Source organism: Streptomyces bugieae (genome assembly GCF_036352915.1).
In the GTDB taxonomy this organism is placed as follows: domain Bacteria; phylum Actinomycetota; class Actinomycetes; order Streptomycetales; family Streptomycetaceae; genus Streptomyces; species Streptomyces endophytica.
In genome coordinates this window covers 1068010-1071616 of record NZ_JAZBJP010000001.1, presented here as the reverse complement: position 1 = coordinate 1071616, position 3607 = coordinate 1068010, and the positions used below count along the sequence as shown (strand labels likewise).

At 66.4% G+C, this 3607-nt stretch carries 3 protein-coding genes; all 3 read left to right on the top strand.

Annotation, left to right across the window (positions count from 1 at the left end; all coding sequences use genetic code 11):
- The first annotated feature begins 250 nt into the window (after positions 1-250).
- The 3 genes from V2J85_RS04995 (at position 251) to V2J85_RS04985 (ending at position 3563) form a co-directional block, all read left to right on the top strand.
- Positions 251-1453 carry an MFS transporter gene (locus V2J85_RS04995; RefSeq protein ID WP_261952877.1) on the top strand — a complete coding sequence of 401 codons (1203 nt, stop codon included), beginning with the start codon at positions 251-253 and terminating at the stop codon, positions 1451-1453.
- 159 nt (positions 1454-1612) lie between these two features.
- Positions 1613-2587 (top strand): diiron oxygenase, encoded by a 975-nt coding sequence (locus V2J85_RS04990; protein ID WP_261952878.1) that lies wholly within the window; start codon positions 1613-1615, stop codon positions 2585-2587.
- A gap of 58 nt (positions 2588-2645) precedes the next feature.
- Positions 2646-3563 carry an SAM-dependent methyltransferase gene (locus tag V2J85_RS04985; RefSeq protein WP_261952879.1) on the top strand — a complete coding sequence of 306 codons (918 nt, stop codon included), beginning with the start codon at positions 2646-2648 and terminating at the stop codon, positions 3561-3563.
- Positions 3564-3607: the final 44 nt, after the last annotated feature.

Genomic DNA, 3607 nt, shown 5'->3' with positions numbered 1-3607 from the left:
GTTGCACCGTCCGACCACGCCCATACGATGGGCGTGACGACAGCCTTGACGCAGAAGGGGACACGTTGCAGCCGGCATTACGTGCCGCAGGTGGTGAACGGGCGAGCCGACGGCCTCTCAATGCCCACGCCACCTGGTGGCCCTTGGTCCGAAGACCATAGCCGCACCGCAGAGCCTGCCGATCCCGGCACGGCTCTGCTCAGCGTGCCCGCAATCCCTTCTTCCCATCAGGTCCGTCCTTCATGAGGCCATGAAACAACACAGATATCTGCCTGCCCTTTTGGTCGTGACGCTCGTCGGCACGATCATGGAACTCGACATGTCCGTGCCCAGCTTCCCGGACATCGCCAAGAGCCTGACGGCGTCCGAGTCCTCGGTACAGCTGACGATCACCTACAACTTCTTCGGCTACTGCCTCGGCGCCCTGGCCTACGGCCCGCTCTCCGACCGGTTCGGCCGGCGCAAGGTCATGCTGATCGGCAACACGATCATGCTGGCCGGCGCGCTGGGCTGCGCGATCGCGCCCAACATCGAGTTCCTGCTCGGCTCCCGGCTCGTCCAGGGCGTCGGCGCCAGCACCTCCGTGGTCCTGGTCTTCGTCATCATCGGCGACGTCTACCAAGGCACCGAGCTGTTCAAGATGTTCGGGCTCACCAACGCCGCGATGTCCACGTTCATGACGGCGGCACCCGCGCTCGGCGGACTCATCAACCGCACGATCGGCTGGCGCGGCAACTACGCCACCGTCTGCGGCATCACGCTGGTCTCGCTGCTGCTGATGGCGTGCTTCCTGCCCGAGACCAAGGGCGAGCGGGCAAAGGTGACCGTCCGTCAGGTCGCCGCGGACTACCGCAAGCTGCTGTCCAGCAAGGAGTTCCTCGCGGCCTCGGTCGTCCCCAGCCTGCTGTTCGCCGCCTACATGGTGTTCATCGCGTCCAGCTCGTTCCTCTACACCGACACCTACGGGCTGTCCACGATCGGCTTCGCCGGCCATCTGCTGATCATCGTGGCCTCGTTCGCCGTGACCAGCCTGTTCGCCTCGAAGCTCATCGGGGTGCTGGGCGGCCCGGAACGCACGGTGGTCTACAGCATCGCCACCACCGTCCTCGGCATCGCCCTGTTCCTGGTGTTCGGCGAGGGTGCCTGGGCGACCACCGGCCCCATCGCCGTCTTCTGCGTCGGCTTCGCCGCGGTCTACCCGGTCATCTTCGGGCGCTCCCTGGCGGTCTTCCCGGAGCTCCAGGGCGCCGCGTCCTCGCTGAACATGAGCGGTCGGGCGCTGCTGGTGACGCTGCTCACCGGCGTCGCCAGCAGCCTGTTCACCGGTGACTCGATCGTGACCGCCGGAGTCATGGCCGTCGCCGTGGTCGTCGCCGCGCCCCTGGCCTTCGTCAAGCCGAAGCAGAGCGCGGCGGACCAGGTGGAAGCCGAGCCGGTGCCCGAGGCCGGCTGACAACCGCCGTCCACCGACGGGAAGTTCGGCTTCCCACCTTTCTTTCTCCCCTCCCTTCGTCCGCACGGCGGCGCCCACCGGCAGCCGCCGTGCGGATGCACCCGCACCAGGGGCGCGGGGCCCGCACCGCGATACCCGCCGCCCGGAAAGAGGCCCGTCATGAACGCAAACGGCCAGGAAACCCCCGAAACCGGACGGACACTGTCCAGCCTGACCGGTGAGTACACCGTCCGCTGGGAGTCCCGCTCCTCCGTGCGTACCCGCCCCCGCAAGACCATCGACTTCGAGGAGGAGGGCTACTTCTTCCCCGAGGACAAGCAGCCGCTGCTGCTGGCCGACGAGGTCGCCTCGCTCGGCGGGAAGGCGAAGAACGACATCCTCGTGCAGTCCTTCTACAAGTACCTGCACGACATCGTGAACCTGGAAATCAAGGAAATCGTCGCGGCCTGCTCGAAAATCCTCTACGCGGACCTTCCGGTGGAGTTCTCCGAGGAGACCAAGCTCAACACCTACTCGGTGATCATCGACGAGTACTACCACGTTTACATCGCCCAGGACATGATCCTGCAGCTGGAGGAGCAGCACCCGGACCTCAAGCCGCTCGACTACCCCATATCCGACTCTCGGCGCGCGGTCATCGAGACCAAGAAACACCTCGACCCGAAGTACCACGACGTCTTCGAGATCCTCGCCAACTGCTGTTTCGAGACCACGCTCGTCCGCGAACTCGTGGAGTTCTTCAACAGCCCCGGCGTCCACCCGTCGATCAAGTACTACGTCAACGACCACATGAACGACGAGTCCCGGCACTACGCGTTCTTCTACGACCTGATGACCTACCTGTGGGCCGAGGTCCCCGAGGACTACCGGCAGGCCATCGGCATCCACCTCGCCGACTTCACCCTGCTGTACCTCTCCGTCGAATCGGAGAAGCTCTTCAACATCGAATTGCTCGGCTCCTTCATCGAGGACCGCGAGCAGGCCCGCACATCCGTGGAAGCGCTCTACGCCGGATTCGAGATCACCCCGGACGTGCCGATCGTCAAGAACGTCCTCCGCGCATTCCGCAACGCGGGAATGCTCGACCACCCCTCCGTCCGCGCCGGCTTCACCCGGATCGGCTGGACCGTCTGACCCGCACCGCCCACCCCTTCACCCGTACCGGGACCGACCGGGACTCACGAGGAACACCATGAATTCCACGATTTCGCACCACACCACCACCAAGGTCGACGACGACCGGCGCACCAAGGAAATCGCCGCGGAAATCGAGCAACGCCTCCGGCAGGCCGACAGACTCGTACTGCCGCTGGACGAGACTCTCGAACTCCTCGCACAGCTCCAGGAGTTCGAGCTCGGCCGCTTCCTGCTGCACAACCGCGGCCTCAACGGCTACTGGACCTCCTACATCTTCCGCAACGAGCCCACCGGCCCGACCACGCCGCTGGAGCACTGGCTGCTCAACAACTCCCTGCTGTGCCAGGCCCGCGAGCGCTACCACCGCTTCAAGGAGGAGATCGCCGCCCGCATCACCGACGGCGCCACCCTCGCCTCCGTCCCCTGCGGCGTCATGGACGACCTCCTCCAGCAGGACTACGAAGGCGTCACCGGCTTCCGCCTCGTCGGGATCGACCTCGACGAGGAATCCATCGGCTACGCCCGCAAGAACGCCGCCGAGCGCGGCCTCGCCGAGCACACCGCGTTCCAGGTGCGCGACGCCTGGAACCTCGGGGTGGAGGGCGAGTTCGACCTCATCGTCAGCAACGGCCTGAACATGTACGAGTCGGACCCGCAGCGGCTCACCGACCTCTACCGCAGCTTCCACCAGGCCCTCCGCCCCGGCGGCCGGCTGCTGCTGAGCTTCCTCACCCCGCCGCCCCCGCCCCCGTGGGAGGCCCCGGAGCAGGCCGCGGCCTGGCAGAAGTACCAGATCGCCGAGGCCGATCTACGCCGCGAACTGTCCATCATGGGCGACATCATCCAGGCCACCTACCTGAACTTCTCCAGCGAGGAGGAGGTACGCGGCCAGCTGGCGGCCGCCGGCCTGAGCGTCGCTGACATCCGCTACAGCCCGCAGGGCGTACTGCCCATCGTCACCGCGGTCAAGTGACGCCCGCGTTCACCTGACCCCCCGCCCCGACGGGCCGAGGCGGC

What these genes read in the sequence shown, in the direction of transcription:
- V2J85_RS04995 (WP_261952877.1), top strand. Translation starts at nt 251, where the DNA reads ATGAAACAACACAGATATCTGCCTGCCCTTTTGGTCGTGACGCTCGTC.
- V2J85_RS04990 (WP_261952878.1), top strand. Translation starts at nt 1,613, where the DNA reads ATGAACGCAAACGGCCAGGAAACCCCCGAAACCGGACGGACACTGTCC.
- V2J85_RS04985 (WP_261952879.1), top strand. Translation starts at nt 2,646, where the DNA reads ATGAATTCCACGATTTCGCACCACACCACCACCAAGGTCGACGACGAC.